The organism is Gemmiger sp. An120, from assembly GCF_002160955.1.
GTDB lineage: Bacteria > Bacillota > Clostridia > Oscillospirales > Ruminococcaceae > Gemmiger_A > Gemmiger_A avium.
In genome coordinates this window covers 1-22,362 of sequence record NZ_NFLN01000032.1, presented here as the reverse complement: position 1 = coordinate 22,362, position 22,362 = coordinate 1, and the positions used below count along the sequence as shown (strand labels likewise).

General features: G+C 63.1%; 19 protein-coding genes and 1 pseudogene. 11 read left to right on the top strand and 9 right to left on the bottom strand.

Annotated features, from left to right (window positions below; translation table 11 throughout):
- Positions 1–664 precede the first annotated feature (664 nt).
- Complete coding sequence (locus B5E65_RS15345) at positions 665–1,711, top strand: M42 family metallopeptidase (RefSeq protein WP_087172639.1); 1,047 nt, start codon at positions 665–667, stop codon at positions 1,709–1,711.
- Positions 1,712–1,735: 24 nt separating this feature from the next.
- Positions 1,736–2,644 (top strand): magnesium transporter CorA family protein, encoded by a 909-nt coding sequence (locus B5E65_RS15340; RefSeq protein WP_087172638.1) that lies wholly within the window; start codon positions 1,736–1,738, stop codon positions 2,642–2,644.
- A gap of 113 nt (positions 2,645–2,757) precedes the next feature.
- On the opposite strand, the gene B5E65_RS15335 is transcribed toward B5E65_RS15340, so the two are convergent.
- The 3 genes from B5E65_RS15335 to B5E65_RS15325 form a co-directional block, all read right to left on the bottom strand.
- Positions 2,758–4,077 (bottom strand): MFS transporter, encoded by a 1,320-nt coding sequence (locus B5E65_RS15335; protein WP_087172637.1) that lies wholly within the window; start codon positions 4,075–4,077, stop codon positions 2,758–2,760.
- Between the two features lie 71 nt (positions 4,078–4,148).
- Positions 4,149–5,117 (bottom strand): alpha/beta fold hydrolase, encoded by a 969-nt coding sequence (locus B5E65_RS15330; protein WP_087172636.1) that lies wholly within the window; start codon positions 5,115–5,117, stop codon positions 4,149–4,151.
- A gap of 385 nt (positions 5,118–5,502) precedes the next feature.
- Positions 5,503–6,486, bottom strand: coding sequence for a helix-turn-helix domain-containing protein (locus B5E65_RS15325; protein ID WP_087172635.1), 984 nt, complete (start codon positions 6,484–6,486; stop codon positions 5,503–5,505).
- Positions 6,487–6,933: 447 nt separating this feature from the next.
- Between B5E65_RS15325 and B5E65_RS15320 the strand changes: the two genes are divergently transcribed.
- The 9 genes from B5E65_RS15320 (at position 6,934) to B5E65_RS15280 (ending at position 18,485) form a co-directional block, all read left to right on the top strand.
- The gene (locus tag B5E65_RS15320; protein ID WP_087172634.1) at positions 6,934–8,727 is read left to right on the top strand and encodes an FAD-dependent oxidoreductase; all 1,794 of its coding nucleotides are present in this window, start codon (positions 6,934–6,936) and stop codon (positions 8,725–8,727) included.
- 516 nt (positions 8,728–9,243) lie between these two features.
- Positions 9,244–10,554 (top strand): ABC transporter substrate-binding protein, encoded by a 1,311-nt coding sequence (locus B5E65_RS15315; protein ID WP_087172633.1) that lies wholly within the window; start codon positions 9,244–9,246, stop codon positions 10,552–10,554.
- A 100-nt stretch (positions 10,555–10,654) separates the two neighbouring features.
- A complete protein-coding gene (locus B5E65_RS15310) occupies positions 10,655–11,581 on the top strand; it encodes a carbohydrate ABC transporter permease (RefSeq protein WP_087172632.1) in 927 nt (308 codons plus the stop codon).
- A 16-nt stretch (positions 11,582–11,597) separates the two neighbouring features.
- A complete protein-coding gene (locus B5E65_RS15305; protein WP_087172631.1) occupies positions 11,598–12,437 on the top strand; it encodes a carbohydrate ABC transporter permease in 840 nt (279 codons plus the stop codon).
- 6 nt (positions 12,438–12,443) lie between these two features.
- Positions 12,444–13,853 carry a sulfatase-like hydrolase/transferase gene (locus tag B5E65_RS15300; protein WP_087172630.1) on the top strand — a complete coding sequence of 470 codons (1,410 nt, stop codon included), beginning with the start codon at positions 12,444–12,446 and terminating at the stop codon, positions 13,851–13,853.
- An 18-nt stretch (positions 13,854–13,871) separates the two neighbouring features.
- Positions 13,872–14,723 carry a class II fructose-bisphosphate aldolase gene (locus tag B5E65_RS15295; RefSeq protein WP_087172629.1) on the top strand — a complete coding sequence of 284 codons (852 nt, stop codon included), beginning with the start codon at positions 13,872–13,874 and terminating at the stop codon, positions 14,721–14,723.
- A gap of 54 nt (positions 14,724–14,777) precedes the next feature.
- The gene (locus B5E65_RS15290; RefSeq protein WP_087172628.1) at positions 14,778–16,127 is read left to right on the top strand and encodes an L-fucose/L-arabinose isomerase family protein; all 1,350 of its coding nucleotides are present in this window, start codon (positions 14,778–14,780) and stop codon (positions 16,125–16,127) included.
- A gap of 102 nt (positions 16,128–16,229) precedes the next feature.
- The gene (locus B5E65_RS15285) at positions 16,230–17,291 is read left to right on the top strand and encodes an SIS domain-containing protein (RefSeq protein WP_087172627.1); all 1,062 of its coding nucleotides are present in this window, start codon (positions 16,230–16,232) and stop codon (positions 17,289–17,291) included.
- 204 nt (positions 17,292–17,495) lie between these two features.
- Complete coding sequence (locus B5E65_RS15280) at positions 17,496–18,485, top strand: tetratricopeptide repeat protein (RefSeq protein WP_158098612.1); 990 nt, start codon at positions 17,496–17,498, stop codon at positions 18,483–18,485.
- A 55-nt stretch (positions 18,486–18,540) separates the two neighbouring features.
- Here B5E65_RS15280 and B5E65_RS15275 read toward each other — a convergent pair whose 3' ends face one another.
- The 6 genes and pseudogenes from B5E65_RS15275 to B5E65_RS15255 form a co-directional block, all read right to left on the bottom strand.
- Complete coding sequence (locus B5E65_RS15275) at positions 18,541–18,897, bottom strand: SpoVA/SpoVAEb family sporulation membrane protein (RefSeq protein WP_087172625.1); 357 nt, start codon at positions 18,895–18,897, stop codon at positions 18,541–18,543.
- Between the two features lie 193 nt (positions 18,898–19,090).
- A complete protein-coding gene (locus tag B5E65_RS15270; protein WP_242957587.1) occupies positions 19,091–20,131 on the bottom strand; it encodes a stage V sporulation protein AD in 1,041 nt (346 codons plus the stop codon).
- Positions 20,104–20,553: a stage V sporulation protein AC gene (spoVAC, locus tag B5E65_RS15265; protein WP_087172623.1), complete on the bottom strand. Its 450-nt coding sequence runs from the start codon at positions 20,551–20,553 to the stop codon at positions 20,104–20,106. The genes B5E65_RS15270 and spoVAC overlap by 28 nt, the downstream gene beginning before the upstream one ends.
- 108 nt (positions 20,554–20,661) lie before the next feature.
- Positions 20,662–20,883, bottom strand: coding sequence for a hypothetical protein (locus B5E65_RS16640; RefSeq protein WP_242957586.1), 222 nt, complete (start codon positions 20,881–20,883; stop codon positions 20,662–20,664).
- Between the two features lie 62 nt (positions 20,884–20,945).
- Positions 20,946–21,404, bottom strand: a pseudogene (locus B5E65_RS16875) (sodium:solute symporter family transporter); the annotation flags it as partial.
- 81 nt (positions 21,405–21,485) lie between these two features.
- The gene (locus B5E65_RS15255) at positions 21,486–22,061 is read right to left on the bottom strand and encodes a DUF3267 domain-containing protein (protein WP_087172621.1); all 576 of its coding nucleotides are present in this window, start codon (positions 22,059–22,061) and stop codon (positions 21,486–21,488) included.
- Positions 22,062–22,362 lie beyond the last annotated feature (301 nt).

Sequence of the window (22,362 nt, the reverse complement as noted above, 5' to 3'; positions counted from 1 at the left end):
CTTCGCCGTTCGCGCTGCGCGCTCCGGTTCAGCTCGCAGGGACTCTCGGCCTAACCGACCTTCCACCGGAAGGTCGGTCTTAACGGCCTCGTCTGGAAGCGCACCAGGCTCGCGGCGGATGGATGACGGGCGGCGGGGGCGACTTTTTTGTTTGGTGCTGCTTCCCCCAGGGGAAACTGGTCGTTTCCCGTGGGGCGGCTTCGCCGTTCGCGCTGCGCGCTCCGGTTCAGCTCGCAGGGACTCTCGGCCTAACCGACCTTCCACCGGAAGGTCGGTCTTAACGGCCTCGTCTAGAAGCGCACCAGGCTCACGGCGGACGGATGACGGGCGGCGGGGGCGACTTTTTTGTTTGGTGCTGCTTCCCCCAGGGGAAACTATTTGTTTCCCCTGGGGCGGCTTCACCGTTCGCGCTGCGCGCTCCGGTTCAGCTCGCAGGGACTCTCGGCCTAACCGACCTTCCACCGGAAGGTCGGTCTTAACGGCCTCGTCTGGAAGCGCACCAGGCCCGCGGCGGATGGATGACGGACGTTGGGGATGGCTTTTTTGTTTGATGATTTTTCGGTGCGTGGTGGGCTGGATTCATTCCGCACTTGCCAAGCGGAGCATTTTTTTGTAAGATGGAGCCGGATGAACCATTTTCCAGAGAGGATGAAACGATATGAAGATGGATAAAAACCTGAAACAGGAGCAGGATGCTTTTCTGCGGGATACGCTGTACAAGCTGCTGGGGCAGGACAGCCCCACCGGGTTTACCGACCGGGCGGTGGAAGCGGCGGCGGGCATTGCCAAGGAACTGGGCTTTGAGGCACGGCACACTAACAAGGGCAACCTGGTGGTGGCGGTACCCGGACGGGAGCCGGGGCGCCGGGTGGGTCTGTGCGCCCATGTGGATACCCTGGGGCTGATGGTGCGCTCCATCACCGCCGACGGCATGCTGATGGTGACCCGGGTGGGCGGTCCGCTGATGCCCACGCTGGACGGGGAATACTGCCGCATCTACACCCGGGACGGCCGGGTGTACACCGGCACGGTGCTGAGCCTGTCGCCGTCGGTGCATGTGCAGGATGACGCGGCTACCCGCGCCCGGGATGAGAAAAACATGGCGGTGCGGATCGACGAGAAGGTACACAGCAAGGCGGACGTGCAGGCGCTGGGCATCGCGGCCGGCGATTATGTGTGCTACGATCCCAAGACGGTGATCACCGAAAGCGGGTTCGTGAAATCCCGGTTCCTGGATGACAAGGCCAGCGCGTCCTGCCTGCTGGCGCTGCTGTGGCGGATGAAACATACCGGTGAGCGTCCCCGGTTTGATACCTGGATGACCTTTACCGTGCACGAAGAGGTGGGCCACGGCGGCGCCACCCTGCCGCCGGTGGACGAGCTGCTGGCTGTGGATATGGGCTGCATCGGGGAGGATCTGTCCTGCACCGAGTATCAGGTATCCATCTGCGCCAAGGACAGCCACGGGCCCTATGATTATGAGATGGTGAGCCGTCTGGTGAAGATGGCCGCGGCCAACGGCGTGGACTGTGCGGTGGACATCTATCCCCACTACGGCTCGGATGTGGGGGCCGCCTGGGGCGCGGGCATGGACGCCCGGGCCGCGCTGGTCGGGCCGGGGGTGCACGCTTCCCATGGGATGGAGCGCACCCATCTGGACGCGCTGCACGCGACCATGGAACTGGCGGGGCTGTATCTGGAACTGGCGTAACACAGAGGAAACGGGGGAGACGGGATGTACTATCGCATCGCGGAAAAGCTGGCCGAGGAGCCCCGGGGGGCGCAAAACGGCTGGCAGGGTCTGGCGGCGGTGCTGCGGCCGGAGGAACTGGCCACAGCCGGTCTGCCCCGGGGCGTGGCGGAACAGGCGGCGGAGAAGCTGGCCGAATGCCGGGGCTGCCGCCTGACGGTGGAGCCGGACTGCATCCAGGGGGAACTGCATATCCCGGCCAAGGGCAAGCACAAGCCGAGAAATCTGCTGTTTGCCTGGTGGGAGGACAGCCTGCTGTTCGTGGACCGGGGCGAGACCGCGGCGGAATGCCTGGAAACGGTGCGCCGGATGCGGGCCCATCACGCCGACGGGGCGGATGATCTGCTGATGGACTTCTTCCTGGCGCTGGTGGCGGAGGATCTGGGGGAGATCCAGTCGTTGGAGGACCGGATCTCGGAACTGGAGCAGGCGGTGCTGGAAAGCCATACCGAGGGCTTTATCGCCCGGATGAGCCGTCTGCGCCGGGAACTGAACCAGCGCAACCGGTTCTATGCCCAGCTGGACGATCTGGTGACCACCCTGCAGGAGAACGCCGCCGATCTGCTGGACGAGTGCAGCCGGAGCCGGCTGCTGTATGTGCTGCGGCGGCTGGACCGGCTGCAGAACGAGACCCAGCTGCTGCGGGAGTATGCCAGCCAGGTGAGCAGCGAGTATCAGGCGCAGGTGGATATCGCCCAGAACCGGATCATGAAGCTGCTGACCATCGTGACCACCATCTTTATGCCGCTGTCCCTGATCGTGGGATGGTACGGCATGAACTTTGCCTACATGCCGGAACTGGGCTGGCGGTACGGGTATCCGGCGGTCATCGCCGTGAGCGTGCTGGTGGTGGGCGGCTGCGTGGTCTATTTCCGCCGCAAACGGTACTGGTGAGGGAGACAGGGGCCGATCTGGGGGATATAACATATCCCCCGCGCTGCGGGCGCCGCAACAATGCGCCCGCAGCGCTGGGGGGACGTTGTCCCCCCAGATTCAGCTTTCAGCTGTCAGCCCGAGACCGGGATGCCGCGGGCCGCTTTTTCCTGTTTCATGCGGCGCATGTCGCCCTCGATGTCCATGGCCAGCAGCACGGCCAGCATCACCAGGGTCACCAGACCGGGCACCCAGCCCAGCAGGGCGTTGATGGTGTCCAGGGTGGCGGCGGGCTGGGCGGGCAGTGCCTCGTTGAAGCCGGACAGGTGCAGCGCCACCGTCAGCAGCTGGGTGGCGCCCGCCTGGGCCAGCTTGGCGGCCAGGTTGTCCCCGGTGGAGACCAGGCTGTCGATCCGGCGGCCGCTGCTCCATTCGATCAGATCGGCGATGTTGTTCCGGTTGGTGTTGAACATCACAAAGGCAATGGCCAGGCCGATGCCCACCGTTACCGCGTTGGTATAGATCGCCCCGGTGGACCAGGGATCCAGCACAAACCAGATCTTGCCCAGCACCAGTACCGCCGCGCCGAACAGCATGGTGCGCTTGCGGCCCAGCAGCCGGTCCAGCGGGCCCACCAGCAGGGTGGTGACGATGGACACCACCAGGTACACCGCCTGAATGGCGGTGGCGGCGGCGGTGCTGCCCATCACATAGGTGGCGTAGTAGGTGATGGAACTCATGATGAGCACGTTGTTGACGCCGTAGCAGATGATATAGAACATGTTCAGCACCCAGGAGCGGCAGCGCAGCAGCATGCTGGCTGCGGCCAGCGGGCTTACATGATCCTCGTCGTCGGCGATCTGGCGCACCCGTTCCCGGGTGGTGAAGTAGTGGGCCAGGCTGCCGATCACGCACACCGCGCCCATGACCATGGCGGTGAGCAGGAATCCCCGGGCGCTGGAACCGTCGATCAGGTTGCCGCTTTCGTCCAGGGCGCCGAACACCTTGAGCAGCGGCAGGCAGGCCACCGCCCCGATGCCGCTGCCCAGGCAGCCGCCCAGGTTGCGGTACACGTTGATGGAACGGCGGTCCTCGTCCCGGTCGGTGGCAAGGCCGCCCATGCTGTTGTAGGGGATGGCCACAAAGGTGTTGAAGGACTCAAAGATAAAATAGATCACCAGCGCCAGGATCACCGTGATTGTCTGGCTGGTGCGGAAATCGCAGAACAGCGCCACCACCGAAAGCGCCCAGGGCACCGCGAACCAGAGGGCAAACGGGCGGCACCGCTCGCCGTTCTTGAACTTGTGGTTCACCGACCAAAACCCGATCAGCGGGTCGTTGATGGCGTCCCAGATGGTGCCGATGGTCAGGATCAGGCCCGCGGCCAGCACGTCGATCTTGAGCACGTTGGTCAGAAAGAACAGGTAGTACAGGCTCTTGAACTGGTACACCACGTTGCTGGCGGTGGAGAAGGTGAAAAACCCGAATTTCTAGGGAAATTTCAGGCGGGGGATAGTGGACTCGTTCATGTGGTGGGATCCTCCTTTTCCAGGGTGAGAAGCCGGTCACGCAGCAGGGACTTGAACCGTTCCGGCTCGTCGGTCATGGGGTTGTGGCCCGAGTGCTCGAACCAGATCAGCTCCTTTTTCGGGGCGGTGATGCCGTCAAAATAGGCCTGCACCAGCGCCGCGGGGGTGTTCTGATCCAGCACCCCGTCAAAGATGAAGTAGGGAACCTGGAATTCCCGGCAGTCCCGGGCCAGGTCGGACGCGCCCACCTGGGGCCACATGGCGGTCAGGACGTATTTATACCCCTTGGCCACCCCGATCAGGTCGGCGGGGGAGTATTCCCCGGAAAAGAGCATCGGCACCACCATGCTGGAAAAATAGCTGCGTTTGGCCTTGCTCTGGGAATAGCCGCCGTATTTCATCATCACCCGGCGCTGGGTCATCATGCCCTCAAAACCGCCCTTGTACACCCCGTTTTCCGGCGGACCCACCCGTTTCAGTTTGCGGATAGCGGCGGTGTCGCCGGCCTTTTTGGCCTGCTGCAGGGCAAAGGCGTAGCTGAGCCGCTCGTTTTCCGCCCCGTTGACCACCTGGCCGAAGCCCACATAGGCGGCCACCTGTTCCGGATACCGGTATGCCAGCAGGGTGCCCAGCTGAGAACCCCAGCTGCCGCCCAGCAGATACACCTTTTTGCGCCGGTATTCCCGGCACAGCCAGGCCACCAGCTCCCGGGCGTCCTCCACCAGACGGTCGATGGTCAGGGTCTCGGGCTTTGCGCCCTTGTAGGAGCCGCCGCTGCCCCGCTGGTCCCAGGCCACCACGAGAAAATCCCGCTGCAGATCCGCGTGGGTGGTCATGACGGTGTGCCGGTTGCACACCCCCGGACCCCCGTGCAGGAACAGCAGCAGCGGTTTTGTCTCGTCGCCTTTTACGTGGATCTTCTGGGGCAGATTGCCCAGCGTTACGTATCGTTTTTGGTCGATCATCCCGGTCCCTCCCTTTTACGTGGTGTTGCAATAAAGTGTACCACACTTTGCCGCCCGGGGCAACCGGGGCGGCAAAGCCGATCTGGGGGGACAACGTCCCCCCAGACCCCGGAAATCATGGCCGAATATATTCGGCCATAGGGGATTTTATATAGAACAAGGCCCGCGCAAGCCGTCCGGCTGTGCGCGGGCCTTGCTGTTTATGTTTCCCGCGGGCCGAGGATTCGGCCCGCTTAAAGGGGGCATGGGGGCCCGGGTCCGCGAAGCGGCCAAGGCCCCGGTGGGGCCTTGGACCGGCAGGGCGGTCGGCCCAGCCGGGCGGGCGCATCGTTGACGCGCCCGCAGCCCCTGTTGACCCCCCTATCGGCAATCGGCAAAATCCCTGTCAGCGCCGCCGCAGCACACCCTGCAGCACCGCGTGGATGGCGGCAAAGGCCACGGCGGCCACCGGCCAGACCAGCCAGGTGAAATCCCAGCGCATGGAGAGGAAACTCCACAGCAGGTACCCGGCGGTCACGGCGCACCAGTAGGCGCCCACAAAGGGCTCCATCTGCTTTTCCAGCCGCTTGTTTTCCGGGGTGTAGTCCCCCAGCTGCAGCAGCTTGTTCAGGCATCCGTACACCAGCCCGGTGCGCAGGATGATGGCCACGCCCAGCGCCACCAGCGCCAGCAGCAGGCAGATCAGGCTCAGAATCACCGAGCCCGCCGCGTTCAGCCCCGCGGCCAGCAGTACCGGCGCCAGCGACAGAATAAACAGCACCACCCCGATCGTTACCGATACCCGGAACCGGGGTTCCAGTTCCTCCTTGCGGCGCAGCAGTACCCCCTCCACCCCGTAGGCCAGGCGGAACGGCTCCTTTTCCAGATACTCGTACCGGGCCAGCCGCATCCCCGTCAGCACCAGTACCGCCACCGCTGCCGCCACGATCACCAGCAGCACCGACAGCCCGATCCCGGCGGCCAGGTCCTCACCCAGCAGCCCGGCCTCCGCCCGGCCCATCAGGCCCAGGAACGGCACCGGCGACAGGATCAGCGTCGCCACCGCCGCCGAGATCCGGCCGGTCAGCTGCTCGTGCAGCGCCAGACAGTCGTCCGCTTCTTCGGCGGTCAGGGTGCGGGGCGCGTCCGGGTCGGCATCCGGAACGGGTGTGTCGGGCAGCGCCTGTTCGTTCAGCTCATCCTTTAATAAGAAATCGGTGCTTACCCCGAACAGCGCGCTCAGCCGCAGGATCTTTTCCAGGTCCGGGATCGAGGTCCCGCTCTCCCATTTGGATACCGACTGCCGGCTTACCTGCATCTGCTCGGCCAGTTCTTCCTGCGACAGGCCGCTGCGCCGGCGCAGCAGCGCGATCTTTTCTGCCAGGATCATACCTGTGTTCCATCCTTTCCCGCCGCCCGGCACACCGGGCGGTTTTTCTGCTTTCAGTATACCGGTTTCGCCGGTTTCCCGCTACCACCTGCCGGTTGGAATTTGCGCAACCGGCAGGCGCATGGGCGGTAAACCCGGCAAAAAACAGACCGGTCACGCAGCAAAACCCCGGCCAAGACCCGTTTTGCCTTTTCAGAGGTTTTCCTGTTTTGGGAACGGAAAGAGACAAAACGAGGACTGAAACGGCAAAACCATACTGTACACACGAGTAAAATTCCGCTTTATTTGAGTAAACTTTGTGAAATGGTTCTGAAACTGTTAAATTATAAACCGGCCAGGCCATAGACAAAGCGCCAAACTTTGTTAAAATGGAGACGACGGGAGGGCGGTTGCCCTTCCAGCGGCAAAGAAGAGAAAAGAAGAAAAGAAGCGAAAAGGAGAAGTAGTATGAAGCGTATGAAGCTGCTGAGCGTGCTGCTTGTCGTGGTCATGCTGGCCGGTCTGGCCGCTGGCTGCGGGCAGAAGGCTCCCGCCGCTGCGAGCGGCGCGTCCTACACCGCCGGTACCTACACCGCCACCGCCGATGGCAACAACGGCCCGGTCACCGTGGAGGTCACCGTATCCGACACCGCCATCACCTCCGTCAAGGTCACCGACCAGGCCGAGACCGAGAGCATTGCCGGCCCCGCCATTGAGCGCATCCCCCAGGCCATCGTGGACAACCAGAGCCTGGCCGTGGACGCGGTGAGCGGCGCCACCGTCACCAGCACCGCCATCCTGACCGCTGTGGCCGACGCCATTGAGCAGGCCGGCGGCGACGTGGAGGCCCTGAAGAACGTGGCCGTGTCCGGCGGCGACGCTGCCCAGGTGGGCGACAAGTCCGCCGACGTAGTGGTCATCGGCGCGGGCGGCGCGGGCCTGTGCGCGGCCATCGAGGCCAAGGACCAGGGCGCCGAGAGCGTCATCCTGCTGGAAAAGATGGCCTCCATCGGCGGCACCACCTTTACCAGCCAGGGCGTCGTGGGCGCCTACGGCAGCAAGCTGCAGGCTGAAATGGGCATCGAGCTGACCTTCGAGCAGATGTACGACAACCTGATGAGCAACGCTTCCTACCACCTGGATCCCGCTCTGACCACCATCACCCTGGAAAAGAGCGGTGAGACCATCGACTGGCTGATGGAGCGCGTGGGCCTGCCCTTCGCCGACGTGAAGGTGGGATACGGTCCCTACCAGATGATGCATGCCCTGCCCAACGGCGGCGCCGACATGATGGAGCCCTTCAGCAAGAGCATCGAAGAGGCCGGCGTGGAGCTCATGCTGGAGACCCGCGCCACCGAACTGGTGATGAACGAGGACGGCAGCGTGGCCGGCGTTAAGGCCGAGACCGCGGGCCAGAGCTTCACCATCAGCGCCAAGAGCGTGATCATCTGCACCGGCGGCTACGCCTACAACCCCGAACTGACCGCCCGCTTCACTCCGGAACTGGCCGGCACCTTTGGCATCGGCTTCCCCGGCGCCACCGGCGACGGCATCATCATGGCCAGCAACGTGGGCGCGGCTACCACCCACACCGACGACATGATGTGCGTGCTGAAGGACTATGAGATCATGGCCGAGCACAACGGCACCTCCGCCACCGCCTCCAACGCCGGCTTCATGAGCCTGCCCAACATGATCATGGTGGGCGCGGACGGCACCCGTTTCGTCAACGAGAAGGATCAGGGCTACATGACCCAGAAGCTGAACAGCCCCATCTTTGACCAGATGCACAAGGACGGCCTGGGCTATGTCTGGACCATCAGCGACCAGGCGGCCATCGACGCCACCGAGGGCCGCACCAAGCGCGGTCTGGACATGGAGTACATCACCGCCGACACCGTGGCCGAACTGGCCGAGAAGATGGGCGTGGATGCTGCCGGCCTGGAAAAGACCATCAACGACTTCAACAGCTACGTGGATGCGGGCTATGACGAGGAGTTCGGCCGCATCGGCGACCAGCTGACCGCCAAGCTGACCGCTCCCTACGTGGCCCTGGCTCAGGTTCCCTGCGAGATCATCACCTACGGTGGTATCGCCCGCAACGAGAACGCTGAGGTCCTGCGCGCCGACGGCACCAGCATCCCCGGCCTGTTCGTGGCCGGCGAGGCCAGCGCCAACAGCGCCTACATGGGCTTCACCCTGGCCAACTGCTTCGCCTGGGGCCGCATCGCCGGCGCTTCCGCCGCGGCGTACGCTGCCTGATCGCGAACCGGTACCGGAATAAAAGGCACACCGGCGCCGCCCTCCCTTTGTGGGAGGGCGGCGCTTTTTTCTGTGCGCCGGGCCAAAAGGGGAGAACACTGTTTTAAAACAGAATGCGAATATTGCCCCGAAAAACGCCCGGGGCTGTTGGCAGGATTGCACATACAGGCTTGTTAAAAACTGTACGAACGCCGAAATTGCCCCCAGCCCATTGACTTTACCGCGTCGAAGCCTATATAATAAAATCAGCAAATGTACATACGTGTTGATAAATCCGGAAAATAGTCTCGCTGCCGCCTGCCGCATACACAGGGCCGAAAGAGCGGGAACCTGCTGTGCGGATTGAATAAAATTATCCGGCTGATTGTTGGAAAATCCGGCCTGATTGCGCAGCGGCTCCCCTGGGCGGAGCGAATTTATTTTTAGCAAAATACACACGTGTGTACATGAAACCGGAACGCGCGTCTCTGCTGTGGGGACGCTCGTAAGAGAGAAACGCACAAGGAGGAAACCACTATGAAACGAGTTCTGGCACTGGTTCTGGCGCTGTGTCTGGCGCTCAGCCTGGCCGCCTGCGGCGGCGGAAACTCCACTTCTCAGCCTGCGGCCGGCGGCTCCGGCTCGCAGGGCGGCGGTGAGGGCTACACCGAGGACATCACCTTGAAGGTGGCGAACTACGCCATTCTGGAAAGCGGCTACACCGAGTTCTGGGAAGGCGTCAAGGCTGGCTTTGAGGAGAAGTATCCCAACATCACCATCGAGTGGGTCACCGCCCCTTACGGTGAGATCACCAACCAGGTCATCAACATGGCCGGCGGCGGCGATATGGTGGACGTGATCTTTAGCGAACTGATCTGGATCCCCACCTTTGTGGAGGCCGGACTGGCTGCTCCCGCCGAGGAGATGCTGGATGAGGATTTCCTGGCCGACTTCTATCCCAACGTGCTGGAAGCGCATCAGGTGGACGGCCTGACCTACGGCGTTCCCCTGTACGCCTCTTCCTGCGTGCTCTACTACAACAAGGATATCTTTGAGGCTGCCGGTCTGGACCCCAACGCACCTCCCACCACCTACGAAGAGATGCTGGCCATGGCCGAACAGATTGACGGAATGACCACCGCCGATGGCAATAAGATCTACTCTTTCGGCGTGCCCACTGCTTCGGTAGCGGTTTCGGGCTCCTTCCTGAACAGCGTGGTCTATAACTTTGGCGGCAGCGTGCTGGCCGAAGACGGTACCCTGGCCATTGACGATGGCTTCACCGAAGCGTTTGAGATGATCAAGCTGCTGGACGACAAGGAGTATATGCCCCAGAACGCCAAAGCCAAGGATCTGCGCAATCTGTTTGCTCTGGGCCAGCTGGCCATGTACTACGACCAGAGCTGGGGCTTCAACGGCGTGAGCAGCATCAACCCGGATGCCTCCTCTTTCACTGCCAGCGCTATGCCCCTGAAGGGCGGCGACGGTAACGGCGCCGGTACCCTGCAGTCCCACTGCTTCGTCATGGTGAACAACGGCGATGCCCAGGCCTGGGCCGCCAAGGAGTTTGTGCAGTACGTTATCACCCCGGAGGTGCTGAACGACTACATGAACAACATCACCCCGGCTTACCCGGTTAAGAACGATATGGCCGATTGCCTGCCTGCCATGCTGGAGGCCTCTGCCGACGCCACCACCCAGGCTATCCCGGTACCTCTGGTGCCTGCCCTGAACGACTTCAACCTGGAGCTTTGCACCTTGGCTCAGGCTGTGACCGTCAGCGACAAGGACGTGAACACCGCCATCGCCGATTTTGAAACAGCTGCCAACGCTATCCTGGCAGGCTGATCCCGACACGCGGCACGATACGAACCAACACCCACGGGGGCAGGAGAATACAGGCGATTCTCCTGCCCCCGGCCTTTAGAGAATGGAAAGGGATGATCCGATGTCTAAGGCTTCGGTGCCGGCCCGCCGGCTCAAAGCTGCCACTGGCGACAAACTCTTTTCGCTGGGCCTGTTGCTGCCCGCGATTCTGCTTACCTTTGTTTTTATTCTGGTGCCGGTCATTGACTCGATTATAAAGAGCTTTACTGAGTATAAGATCAAAAACGTGATCAGCGGCCAGCCGGGCACATGGAACAACTTTGAAAACTATATTAAGCTGTTTCAGAACGACAAACTCATGCCCGCCATCATCACCACCTTTATTTTCGTGTTTGCCGTGGTGATCGCGCAGTTCCTGATCGGCTTCATCCTTGCGGTTATTCTGGACAGCAAGATCCGGGGTTCCCGCTTTTTACGCAGCATCATGATGATGCCCTGGGTGGTGCCCACCATGATCTCCGGTATGGTCTGGTTGTGGATCTATCAGCCCCAGTACGGCCTGCTGCGGTATCTGGTTCAGGTAGTCACAGGTGGTTCGGTATTGGATTTCGCAATCCTGAACAATCCCAATACCGCGCTGCTGGGTATCGGTATCGCCGCTTTGTGGAAACAGGTGCCTCTGACTACATTGCTGCTTCTGGCCGGCCTGCAGAGCGTGCCCAACGATATGCTGGAGGCCGCCACCGTGGATGGCGCCAGCACACTGCGCCGGTTCGTGTCCATTGTGATCCCCTACATGATGAGCGTTATCAAGGTCACAGTAAGCATGTCCATCATTGAAAACTTCAAACAGTTCCCCCTGTTCTGGACCATGACCGGCGGCGGCCCGGATGGTTCCACCACTACTCTGGCTATTTTGAGCTACCGGGAAGCCTTCGTTTCCAACAACCTGGGCAGCGGCGCGGCGGTCACTACCGTGTGGATGCTGCTGATGATCCTGGTGGTCTTCGTCTACAACAAGATCTTCCGCGCGGAACCTATGGACTAAGGAAAGGAGGTACATTATGAAACGCAGACAAACCCTGAGCTCCATCCTGAAGTACTTCGTTCTGGCGGTGATCCTGCTGTTCCTGCTTTTCCCGCTCTACTGGGTGCTGATCACCAGTTTCAAGACCAACATGGAGGCCTACGCTTTCCCGCCCAGCTTCATCCCCAAGTCCCCCACGGTGGAGAGCTATATCAATCTGTTTACGGTCAACAACGTCTTCTTTGTCTACTATAAAAACAACTTCATCGTTTCCGGCATTTCTGCCGCTCTTACTGTGCTGGTGGCCCTGCTCAGCGGCTACGCCCTGAGCCGCTTCCACTTCCGGTGGAATGGCTGGATCGTGGCGGCCTTCCTCTCCGCGCAGATGTTCCCGATGATCAGCCGCTTGATCAGCCTTTATGGCTTGATGCGGGGAATGCACCTGATCAACACGCATCCCGGTCTGATCCTGGCGCTTACCGCGGCGATGCTGCCCTTCTCCATTATGCTTATGAGCAGCTTCTTTGACAGTGTGCCGGTGGCGGTGGAAGAGTCCGCCCGTATTGACGGCGCAGGCCGGTTCGGCGTACTGTTCCGGATTGTGGTTCCGCTGGTCAAACCGGGTATCTTGGCGGTGGGCATCTACTCCTTCCTGCTGGCCTGGGACGATTACCTCCATGCGGCCACCCTTATTCAGACCGACGGTCTGCGCACTCTGTCCATCGGTATTGCACTGCGGTATCTGGGCGAGCTGAGCTACGACTGGAGCCTGATCAATACCATCTCCATCGTGGGCACCATCCCCATGCTGCTGCTGTTCTTCTTCTTCCAGAAGTACATGGTCAAGGGTCTGGTGGCCGGTGCTGTGAAAGGATGATCTGGTATGCCAAACCGCAAATTCCCTAATATTCTGTTTATTCTGTCGGACGACCAGGGGGCCTGGGCAATGGGCTGCTATGGCAACCCGGAGATCAAAACCCCCCATCTGGACCGTCTTGCCTCGCAAGGCGTCCGGTTTGAACACTTCTTCTGCGCCTCGCCGGTCTGTTCGCCCGCCCGGGCCAGTCTGCTTACCGGACGTATCCCCTCCCAGCACGGGGTACACGATTATCTGTGCGAAGGAAACGGCGGCTGCGGCCAGCGGGCGATCCAGTATCTGGAAGGGCAGACGGGTTATACCGATCTGCTGGCGCAGGCCGGATACCAGTGCGCTTTGAGCGGTAAATGGCATCTGGGCGACGGCGCCCATCCCCAGAAAGGGTTCTCCTTTTGGTATACCCACCAAAAGGGAGGCGGCCCCTATTATAATGCGCCCATGTTCCGGGACGGAAAGCCCGTCACAGAACAGAGGTACATCACGGATGTGATCACCGATGAAGCTCTGCGTTTTCTGGATGAGCGGGACAAGGAAAAACCTTTCTACCTGAGTGTTCACTATACCGCGCCGCACAGTCCCTGGGTGGGATGCCATCCTCAGGAATATGTGAATCTGTACAAGGACTGCCGTTTCGACAGCTGCCCCCAGCGGGAACCTCACCCCTGGGCGAACGTAGGGGTGCTGCCCGGCTATACCGACCCGATCCCCAATCTCCAGGGATACTTTGCCGCGGTTACCGCGATGGACGCCAATATCGGACGGCTGCTGGACCGCCTGGAGGAAGAAGGGCTGGCGGAGGATACGCTGGTCATCTTTACCAGCGACAACGGCTTCAACTGCGGCCATCACGGCGTTTGGGGCAAGGGCAACGGTACCTTCCCCATGAATATGTACGATTCTTCGGTGCAGGTGCCGTTCCTGGTCCGCCATCCCGGGCGTATCCCGGCCGGCCGGGTCTGCGAGCGGATGGTCAGCGCCTACGACTTTCTGCCTACCCTGCTGGAGTATCTGGAACTTCCCAATCCGCTGGCGCAAGGGCTGCCCGGACGCAGCTTTGCACTCTGGCTGCGGGGAGAAGAAGCGCCTGAGGATCAGCCTGTGGTGGTGTTTGATGAGTACGGTCCCGTGCGGATGATCCGCACCGCCACCCGCAAGTATGTGCGCCGGCTGCCCTATGGTCCGGATGAGTTCTATTGCCTGGATACCGATCCGAACGAGGACAATAACCGGATTGACGATCCTGCCTGCGCCGATGAGATCGCGGCGCTGCGCTGCCAGCTGGACCGCTGGTTTGTCCGCTATGCCAATCCGGAGATAGACGGTTCCCGGGAACCAGTCCGCGGCGGCGGGCAGGCAGGTCTGGCCGGCACCTGGGGAAACGGAAACGATATTTATCCTGTGAATGATCACTGCTGAGAAAAAGGAGGATGCCCCATGCTTACCAACAATCTCGACCTGTTGCGGCGGGCCTCCCGGGAAGGGTTTGCCATCCCGGCCATCAACACCCAGGGCGGCAACTACGATATCATCTGGGCCTGCTGCAAGGCCGCCCAGAACCTGCGCAGCCCCATCATCCTGGCCCATTACGTCTCCACCGGCGCCTACTCCGGCAACGACTTCTTTGTGGAGGTGGCCAAATGGTGCGCCAATAAGGTGGACGTTCCGGTGTCCATCCATCTGGACCACGGCGACGGCTTCCCCATCTGCATGGAAGCGCTGCGGCTGGGCTTCACCAGCGTGATGATCGACGGCTCCACCCATCCCATCGAGGAGAACGCCGCCATGACCAATGAGGTCATCAAGGTGGCCAGGCACTTCGACGTGCCGGTGGAGGCCGAGATCGGCGAGCTGCTGCGGCTGGACAACGGCGTGCCCATGGAGAACAAGAACATCGTGAACCCGGAAGAGGTTCGCCGTTTCCTGGAGCTGTGCCAGCCGGATACTCTGGCCATCGGCATCGGCAACGCCCACGGCTACTACAAGGGCAAGCCGGACATCCATCTGGAAGTGCTGGAGGCGGTGCGCAGGTTCACCGACATCCCGCTGGTGCTGCACGGCTGCACCGGCATGGAGGAGAGCGTCATCAAGGACGCCATCAAGCTGGGCGTGGCCAAGATCAACTTTGGCACCGAGATCCGCTACAAATACGTGCAGCACTACCAGGAAGCCCTGGAGCAGCTGAACCACCAGGGCCATTCCTGGAAGCTGAGCCAGTTTGCCAACGAGGCGCTGACCAAGGACGTGGAGAATATCATCCGGCTGTCCGGTTCCGCGGGCACCGTATAACGCAACAACACAGGGCGGCCCGGGTGCGGGCCGCCCAAAAGGGGGATAACCGCCATGAAACGCAAACTGAACGTAGGATTTCTCGTCACCCTGTCCGGCCGCTGGCCCCGGGAACTGCCCGAGCGCCGTCTGGCCGACTACGGTGCCTGGATGAAGGAAAACCTGCCCGCCTGCTGCACCCTGACCGCCTTTGACAAGGTGGTCTGCACCCGGGCCGATATGGAAGAATGCGCCGACGCCTTCGCCGCCGCCGGTGTGGATCTGGTGATCCAGCTGTACGGCGCCTTTACCGGGGACGACATCGCCTGCGGCCTGGCCGACCGGCTGGGCAAGCCCATGATCCTGTGGGCCCCCCGGGAGGAACAGTGGGTGCGGCAGGACCGTCTGTACGCCAACGCCCTGTGCTGCGCCACCATGAACGGCGCGGCCCTGAAGCGGATCGGCGCGCCCGCCCGCATCCTGTACGGCAACAAGGAAGAAGAGCGGGTACAGAACGAGCTGTTTGAGGAGCTGACCGCTCAGGCGCTGGTGCGGGCCATGAAGGGGATGACCTTCGGGCTGTTCGGCTACCGGCCCACCGCGTTCTATAACTGCGCCTTTGACGAAACGGTGATCCGCCGCACCTTCGGCATCGATATGGAAGAGACCGACCTGAAGGTGGTCTTTGACCGGATGGCCGCTTTGCCCTGGAGCGAGGTGGAGGCCGAGATGAAACGGGTGAGCGACACCTGGGACGTGTCCGCCCTGCCCGACGGCCACCTGGAGAACCACGCCCGGCTGTATCTGGTGCTGAAAGAGCTGATGCCGGAGCAGAAATACGACTACGCGGCCATCAAGTGCTGGCCCGAGATGGGCAACCTGCACACCACCCCCTGTGCGGTGCTGGGCCGTCTGGCGGACGAGGGGCTGTCCATCGCCTGCGAGGGCGACGTGGACGCGGGCCTGGCCGGCGTGATGCAGAACCAGCTGACCGGCAGTCCCACCTTCGTGACCGACCTGATCAACCTGGACGAAACCGAAAACACCGTGACCTTCTGGCACTGCGGCAACGCGGCCCCCAGCCTGCACGACACCCGGGACGGTGTGACCATGTGCAACCACCCGCTGCTGGGCCAGGGCACCGCGTTCTGGTGCGCGCTGAAGGAAGGCCCGGTCACCGCCGCCCGGCTGACCAACATCGACGGGCAGTACCGGCTGTTCCTGCTCAGCGGCACCGGCGTGCAGACGGTGCGCAACACCCGCGGCTGCATGGTGAACGTGAAGGTGGAGACCCCGGTGCTGGAACTGGTGCAGAAGATCGCCGACAGCGGTATGGCCCACCATTACAGCCTGGTCTGGGCCGACGTGGCCGACCAGCTGGCCCGCGCCGCCGAAATCCTGAACATCCCGGTGATCCGGCTGTAAGAAAGGAGCCTGCCCATGGGCCCCCGTTTTGACGCCTCCGACCAGGGGGCAGAACGCTGACCGTACCGTTTTTACGCCTTACGCTGAAAGGAGCGACCTATCATGGAAAAGAAAAACAGCGCTTTGACCTACGCCGAGATCTACGGCCAGGCGGATTCCTTTGCCGCCATCAACGCCACCCTGCCCGCCATCCAGGAGACCCTGGACAAGGTGTTCAGCGAACAGTACGACGAGCTGATCTTCACCGGCTGCGGCACCAGCCTCTACCTGGCCCAGACCTCCGCCCATATCTTCAGCGAGTTCAACGACATCCCCGCCAGGGCGGTCTGCTGCAGCGAGCTGTACTTCTTCCCCCGGGTATACGTCAAGCCGGGCCGCAAGGTGCTGATCCTGCCCATCACCCGCAAGAGCTACACCACCGAGGTGCGCATGGCCATCGACAAGGTGCGCAGCCTGCCCGAGGTCAAGACCCTGGCCATCACCTGCGACGCGGACAGCCGCCTGTACAACGACGCCTACATCCTGAGCCCCGAAACCGTCGAGGACAGCGTCATCATGACCCGCAGCTTCACCAGCATGGTCTATCTGGCCACCGTGCTGAGCCTGCATGTGGCGGGCAAAAAGGCCGAGCTGGAAAGCCTGGCCGCCTATCCCGACCATGCCCGCCGCCTGCTGAAAGCCACCGATGACCTGGCCCGCACCATCGTGGCCGAGCATCCGGAGCTGAACCTGTACATCACCCTGGGCCAGGGCGAATACTACGGCGTGGCCAACGAGTGCATGAACAAGATGAAGGAGATGGGCATTGCCAACAGCGAGGCCTATTTCAGCCTGGAGTACCGCCACGGCCCCATGAGCCTGGTGGACGAGAACACCCTGCTGGTGACCCTGGCCCATCCCGAGACCATGAAGGAGGACGCGGCCCTGCTGACCCAGATGAACAGCTACGGCGGCGTGACCGTGGCCATCGGCGAGGGCGTGACCGAGGCCATGCCCGACGCGGCCTATCATCTGGAGCTGGGCTGCGGCTACGACGCGGCCCGCAGCGCGGCGCTGATCGGCCTGATCGGCCAGTTCCTGGGCTATTACATTGCCGAGAAGAAGGGCATCGATGCGGACAATCCCCGTCACCTGACCCAGGCCATCGTGCTGAACGACAAATAAGACCCCCTTGTGCGGCCTTTCGGCCGCGTGGCAAACCCACACAGACCGGCAGGGCCGGGGCGCATGGCGCCCCGGCCCTGCCAGTTTTCCGCATTGGCACAGTTACGCGCAGAATTGGCAGGACCGCACCGTCCCGGAATGTGGTACACTGGCGAAGAAGAAAGGACAAGGGGCCCGGCAGGGCCCCGACAGGAGGAAAAGAAGATGAAAAAGATCCTGCGCACGCTGCTGGCGCTGGCGCTGACCCTGGCGGTGCTGGCGGGCTGCGCCCAGAACGCCCAGGCGGCCTGGAAAGAGCAGTACGATCTGGGCATGCGGCTGCTGAGCGAGCAGAGTTATGAGGAAGCGATCCTGGCGTTCCGGGAAGCCATCCGGGTGGACCCGAAGCGGGAGGAAGCCTATATCGGATTGGCGGACGTATACCTGGCCCAGGGTGACGGGGCGGCCGCGTTGGCAGCGGTGGAAGAAGGTATTGCCCAGTGCGGCGAGAGCGATAGCCTGACCGCCAAGCGGGACGAAGCCCAGGCGGCTGTGGACGGGGCGGAGCAACCCGCCGCCACGCCGGAGCCGCCGGAAGAGGAAGAAGGCGGGTACCCGCTGACCGAAGAGCAGGCCGCCGCCAACCTGACCGGGGAGGACCCGTTCTGGACGGAGGATCTGGGTGAGGGCGTGTTCTTTGCGCCGGGCACCACGCTGGAGCAGGTGGCCGCCGCCGGGCTGGAGCTGGATACCAGCGTGGAAGACTGGATGGCCCAGCAGGCGCCGCTGATCGGCAGCGGCGCGATCACCGCCATGCCCATCCGCATGGCCGACCCGCAGATCTCGGTGTATGTGGCCACCGAGGACCAGGACCTGGCGCTGGTATCGGTGAACAACGATACACAGATCGAGGGGCCCCGGGGCCTGACCATCGGCACCGGGGCGGCCGAGGCGCTGAACCGGTTCTACTGCGCCGACGAGACGGTGCTGGCCGATCCGGCGGCGGTGTTTGCGGATATGCAGACCCGGGCCGCAGCCGGGGAGGATGTGTCGGTGCCGCTGTACCAGTTTTCGGACACCGATTGGGGCCGTCTGGCGGTGAGCGGCGACGCGATCCGGGCGGACTACCACACCGAGGGTATGATCCTCTGCGTCTATTTCAAGGAGGGCGCGGTGAGCAGCTTCTATGTAGCCTACGGCCCGCTGGCGGGGTAAAACCGAGAAAGAACAGGCCCGGGGCAGGGGAGTTTCCCTTGCCTCGGGCCTGTTTTCAGTTCTGGTCGCGGCTTTTGGTCAGCAGGCTGGCGATCACGCCGGTGATCAGGCTGGCGGCTACGCCGGCGGCACAGGCCGCGCCGCCGCCGGTCAAGGCGCCCAGCAGGCCCTGCTCGTCCACCGCGCGCTTCACACCCTGCGCCAGCAGGTGGCCGAAGCCGGTCAGCGGTACGGTGGCCCCGGCCCCGGCCAGTTCCACCAGCGGGCCGTACAGGCCGATGGCGCTCAGCGCCACGCCGCTGGTCACGTACAATACCAGCACCCGGGCGGGGGTCAGGTTGGTCAGGTCGATCAGCAGCTGACCGGCCACGCAGAGCGTGCCGCCCACCACAAACGCCCACAGATAATGCATAGGTTCACCTCGTTGTATTTTGGGCCAATATGGGGGTCGCGGACCCCCATACCCCCATCAAGCGGGCCAATACATTGGCCCGCAGGGGAATAAACCATAGAATTGAATCCGGTGCACAGGTCATTTTTCTGCGGGACGAAATTTCGTCCCGCTTAGTGGGGGTATGGGGGACTGGTCCCCCATATTGGCTCAATTAACTCTCCGGCGCGGTCAGCTCCACCAGATGGGCCACGGCGGGGATGCTTTCCCCCTGCAGCAGGGTGGTGGTGCTCATGAGCGCCCCGGTGCAGACCAGCAGCGCCCGGCGCATCCGGCCGGTTTTCAGCGCGGGCAGGATATGGGCTGCCAGCACGCTGGCCGCGCAGCCCGCGCCGCTTCCGCCCGCGCCGGTCTGCTGGGCTTCCCGGTCGTACAGCAGCAGGCCGCAGTCCTTGTGGCGGCCGGCCAGGTCGATGCCCTCCGCCGTCAGCAGCTGCGCCAGCATCTCGCTGCCCACCACCCCCAGGTCGCCGGTATATACCCCGTCGTAGTCGGCGGGGCGGCACCGGTTGTCGGCAAAAAAACGGCGCAGGGTCTCGGCGGCGGCAGGGGCCATCGCCCCGCCCATGTTGGTGCCGTCCTTTACCGATAAATCCCGCACCCGGCCGAACGCCGCCGCCGTCAGCCGCACCTGCCCCGGCCCGGCCTGGGCCGTCACCAGGCAGGCCCCCGCGCCGGTGGCCGTCCACTGGGCGGTGGGGGTGCGCTTGCCCCCGTAGTTCAGCGGGGTACGGAACTGCCGCTCCGCCGCGCAGAAATGGCTGCTGGTCATGGCCAGGGCCCGGTCTGCCGCGCCGCCCGCCGTCAGGCAGGCCGCCAGGCCCAGCGCCTCCGCCATGGTGGAACAGGCTCCGTACACCCCCGCAAAGGGAATGTCCAGACCCCGGAAGGTATAGGCGGTGGCGGTGCACTGGCTTTGCAGATCGCCCCCCAGCGCCAGGTCAATCTGGGCCGCCGATGCGTCCGCCTTTTGCAGCAGCAGCTCCACACAGTGCCGCTGCAGGGTGCTTTCGGCCTGTTCCCAGGTTTCCTCGCCCAGGCGGTTGTCGGTAAACAGCAGGTCAAACCCCGCGGCCAGCGGGCCGTCCGCCTCCTTTTTGCCGCCCACCGCCGCCCAGGCCGCGAGCCCCGGCGGGCGGGTAAACCGGACGGTATCCCCCAGCCGCACTACAGCAGCCACGGACGGATCAGCCACCAGATCACCCCCCATACCGCCGAGGCCAGCAGGCCGTACACCAGCACCGGCCCGGCAATGCTGAACATCCGCGCCCCCACGCCGGTCACCAGTCCCTCGCACCGGAACTCGATCGCCGGGCTTACCACCGCGTTGGCAAACCCGGTGATGGGCACCAGCGTGCCCGCCCCGGCTTTGGCCGCCAGTTTCTGGTACCAGCCCAGCCCGGTCAGCACGCCGCTGATCACAATTAACGTGGCGCTGGTCAGCGTGCCCGCGTCGCTCAGGGTATGCCCCGCTGCCAGCCAGGCGGTGCGGATGCCTTCCCCCAGCAGGCAGATGCCGCCGCCCACAAAAAACGCCCACAGACAGTCCCGCAGCAACGGCGAGCGGGGACAGGCCTGCTTCAGCAGCCGGGCATATTGTTCCTTGCTGAACTCCATACAGCACCCCCGAAACAGTTGTTGAGGGATAGTTTGCCCGTCGCCGGGCCGTTTATGCGCAAAACAAACCGCGCGCCGGGACTACGGCGGCCCCGGCGCGCGGAAAATTCAGGAGGAATGGCGGCGCAGCAGCCCCGCCTGTTGGATGAACCGGTCGGCCCGGTCGGTGTCGGGCGGGGTACACAGGCTGACCACCACATAGGCGGCCAGCGACAGCCCCACCCCCAGCAGGATCTGGGCGGTGGATTGGCTGGCCCAGAAAGCCGGAACCACGCCGCCCTCGGGCAGGGTGTCGAACAGCACCGAGCCCGCCATGCCGGTAAGCACCACCCGCGGAAGCCCCCGAACAGGGAATAGATCAGTACGATACCGGTGCCCGCCAGCACCGCCAGGGTGTAGTCCAGCCCCAGATAAGCGCTGAAAAAGCTGCCGATGCCCACCATCTGGGACGCGGCGGAAAAGGTCATGAAAATCAAAATCATCACCGACAACAGGCGCGCCACGGCGGGGGAGTACCGGGCTTCCATCATGGCGCCCTGGGTCAGAAACGGCACCCGCCGGATGGCCCGGGCCCCCAGCATCATCAGAAAGGTGGCCAGCAGCACCGGCACCCCGTAGTACCAGAAAGCGCCCAGCCCGTCGGTGTAGGCCAGGTCGGCGGTGGAGATGGCCGAGCCCGCCCCCCACCAGGAGGCCACAAAGGTGATGGACAGCGCCCAGAACGGCAGGCTGCGCCCGGCAAAAAAGTAGTCCAGCACGTTGTGGCTCTTCTTTTCCCGGGTCACGACAAAGAGCAGCAGGGCAAAATAGAGCACAAGGCCGATCAGCGCGGCGGTTTGCAGCGGGGACATGGCGATACCTCCCGTCAGATGGAATGGCAGCATGATACCGCGGCGGACAAGCCACTGTCAAGCGCCGCGGCAAAAACCGGCTTATTGCGGCATATACCACCAGGAATTGAACTGGTACAGATAGGTGCGGGCCCCGCGGGGCATCTGGGTCAGGGCGTTGAACACGTTGTAATAGTCACCCGCGCCCATGCCCAGCGCCAGCGCGCCCCAGATCAGCAAAAAGTACCATTGCGGAAAAACCATCCCCACCAGATAGGGCACCAGCCCGAACACCAGATTGGGCAGCAGGCTCATGAACACAAACCGGCCCCGGGACATATCCTCCGGCCCCACCACAAACAGCATCCCCTGCTGGCGGTAGGTGTACAGGTATACGTCCTTTTTGAAGCAGACCGCGTGCAGCAGCTCATGGGGCAGCAGAATGGCCATGGACAGCAGCCAGCCGCCCGCCAGATGCCAGACGCTGGAATAGGCCCCGCCCCGCAAGAACGCCGCCGCCAGCAGAAGGATCATCAGAACCAGCGCGACCCCGTTTGCCAGCAGTGCCAGCTTTTTGGGGTCCTGGGCTTCCTTGAACGGCACCGCGCCGGGTTTGTGTTCCCCGTGGGGCAGACTGGCCGGGTCGCCGGAAAACCGGCCCATGCAATGCAGTTTCATATGGGTTCTCCTTTGTGCTTGATGGCTTCACTATAGCAAAAATCCCGCCCGCCGGCAAGGGCGAACGGGACAACATATAAAACGTGCAGGCCGGATAGCTCCGGCCCGCTGGATGGGGTCTGGGGTCTGCGACCCCAGATTGGCCTATTATTCGTTTCTGCCAAACTCGCAGAGCCTGAGGTTGGGGTTGTGCTCCATCGCCCAGTCGATGCTGGGCAACAGCTGCGAGATGAATCGGCCCTCAAAGAGGGGCGATGAATCCGCAGATGTCCCATTACGCAGCGGACGGGCGAGAAGGCGG

What these genes read in the sequence shown, in the direction of transcription:
- B5E65_RS15345 (WP_087172639.1), top strand. Translation starts at nt 665, where the DNA reads ATGGATAAAAACCTGAAACAGGAGCAGGATGCTTTTCTGCGGGATACG.
- B5E65_RS15340 (WP_087172638.1), top strand. Translation starts at nt 1,736, where the DNA reads ATGTACTATCGCATCGCGGAAAAGCTGGCCGAGGAGCCCCGGGGGGCG.
- B5E65_RS15330 (WP_087172636.1), bottom strand. Translation starts at nt 5,117, where the DNA reads ATGATCGACCAAAAACGATACGTAACGCTGGGCAATCTGCCCCAGAAG.
- B5E65_RS15325 (WP_087172635.1), bottom strand. Translation starts at nt 6,486, where the DNA reads ATGATCCTGGCAGAAAAGATCGCGCTGCTGCGCCGGCGCAGCGGCCTG.
- B5E65_RS15320 (WP_087172634.1), top strand. Translation starts at nt 6,934, where the DNA reads ATGAAGCGTATGAAGCTGCTGAGCGTGCTGCTTGTCGTGGTCATGCTG.
- B5E65_RS15315 (WP_087172633.1), top strand. Translation starts at nt 9,244, where the DNA reads ATGAAACGAGTTCTGGCACTGGTTCTGGCGCTGTGTCTGGCGCTCAGC.
- B5E65_RS15310 (WP_087172632.1), top strand. Translation starts at nt 10,655, where the DNA reads ATGTCTAAGGCTTCGGTGCCGGCCCGCCGGCTCAAAGCTGCCACTGGC.
- B5E65_RS15305 (WP_087172631.1), top strand. Translation starts at nt 11,598, where the DNA reads ATGAAACGCAGACAAACCCTGAGCTCCATCCTGAAGTACTTCGTTCTG.
- B5E65_RS15300 (WP_087172630.1), top strand. Translation starts at nt 12,444, where the DNA reads ATGCCAAACCGCAAATTCCCTAATATTCTGTTTATTCTGTCGGACGAC.
- B5E65_RS15295 (WP_087172629.1), top strand. Translation starts at nt 13,872, where the DNA reads ATGCTTACCAACAATCTCGACCTGTTGCGGCGGGCCTCCCGGGAAGGG.
- B5E65_RS15290 (WP_087172628.1), top strand. Translation starts at nt 14,778, where the DNA reads ATGAAACGCAAACTGAACGTAGGATTTCTCGTCACCCTGTCCGGCCGC.
- B5E65_RS15285 (WP_087172627.1), top strand. Translation starts at nt 16,230, where the DNA reads ATGGAAAAGAAAAACAGCGCTTTGACCTACGCCGAGATCTACGGCCAG.
- B5E65_RS15280 (WP_158098612.1), top strand. Translation starts at nt 17,496, where the DNA reads ATGAAAAAGATCCTGCGCACGCTGCTGGCGCTGGCGCTGACCCTGGCG.
- B5E65_RS15275 (WP_087172625.1), bottom strand. Translation starts at nt 18,897, where the DNA reads ATGCATTATCTGTGGGCGTTTGTGGTGGGCGGCACGCTCTGCGTGGCC.
- spoVAC (WP_087172623.1), bottom strand. Translation starts at nt 20,553, where the DNA reads ATGGAGTTCAGCAAGGAACAATATGCCCGGCTGCTGAAGCAGGCCTGT.
- B5E65_RS15255 (WP_087172621.1), bottom strand. Translation starts at nt 22,061, where the DNA reads ATGAAACTGCATTGCATGGGCCGGTTTTCCGGCGACCCGGCCAGTCTG.